Source organism: Paenibacillus dendritiformis (assembly GCF_015845845.1).
Classification (GTDB): Bacteria; Bacillota; Bacilli; order Paenibacillales; family Paenibacillaceae; genus Paenibacillus_B; species Paenibacillus_B dendritiformis_C.
Genome location: NZ_LDIG01000111.1, coordinates 1 through 507, shown reverse-complemented (window position 1 = coordinate 507; position 507 = coordinate 1). Strand labels below are relative to the sequence as shown.

The following is a 507-nucleotide window of genomic DNA, read 5'->3' as shown; positions in this document are numbered from 1 at the left end:
TCCAGGATGCTCATCAGGAAGAAGAAACGTTGCTCGCCGCTAATCCAGCCATATTTAATGTCAGTTTCCCACAGTTGATTAGAGGCCGTTATTACCCGATTGTTGGCAAGTCGCTTGGGATGCTTGATCTTGAGCTCCCGCTGTGGACGAAGCACATCCATTTGCTTGCATAGACGGTAGACTTTCTTCTTGTTAATTTTCAGTTGATGGCGTCGTTGTAGAAGCACGGTCAGCTTGCGGTAGCCATAGTTCGCGCCTTCACCCGCTAAGAATTCCATGATCCACTCACAAATCTGCTCATCACTGATTGGCTTTCCGTCTTGTGTATAAGATAAACCAGGTTCGGGGCGACCCGCTCTGCGGATTGTCTCTTGAGCTTGCTGCGATCTATTCACATGCGCATAATACGTGGAGCGCTCAACTTCCAGCACACGCAGCACAAAGCTGATGCTGTGTCCTTGCACAATATACTTCTGGGCGATCTCTATCTTATCCGCAAGTGAGGGT

1 protein-coding gene is annotated in these 507 nt (G+C 48.9%); it reads right to left on the bottom strand.

Annotated elements, in window-relative coordinates:
- The coding region (locus ABD76_RS09390; RefSeq protein WP_197256288.1) for an IS3 family transposase at positions 1-507 on the bottom strand (507 nt) is incomplete at both ends.